1 protein-coding gene is annotated in these 423 nt (G+C 61.5%); it reads left to right on the top strand.

What is annotated here, in order from left to right:
• Positions 1-423 (top strand): glycoside hydrolase family 38 N-terminal domain-containing protein (locus KVT38_RS33540; protein ID WP_483298215.1); only part of this gene is annotated, 423 nt, incomplete at both ends.

Here is a 423-nt window from a genome sequence, read left to right as displayed (position 1 = left end):
TCGAATGCGACTACCTGTGGCTGCCCGACGTGTTCGGCTACAGCTGGGCGCTGCCGCAGATTTTGCGCAAGTCCGGCATCAAGACGTTTATGACGACCAAGATCAGCTGGAGCCAGTACAACCGGATGCCCCACGACACGTTTAAATGGCGGGGCATCGACGGCTCGGAGGTATTGACGCACTTCATCACGACGCCCGAACTGGCGGATCCGAACGTCTGGTGGTACACGTACAACGGCCAGATCGAGCCGTTCACCGTCAAGGGGACCTGGGATACGTACCGTGACAAGGATATCAACCGCGAGCTGCTGCTGTCTTACGGGTACGGGGACGGGGGCGGCGGCGTAAACCGGCATATGCTGGAAATGCGGCGTCGGCTGGACGAGATGCCCGGATTGCCCAAGATCGTGCCGGGGCGGGCCG

Source organism: Cohnella sp. GbtcB17, from assembly GCF_019091135.1.
GTDB lineage: Bacteria > Bacillota > Bacilli > Paenibacillales > Paenibacillaceae > Cohnella.
Note: the sequence above shows the minus strand (reverse complement) of the source record. Positions and strands in the feature narration are given on the sequence as shown.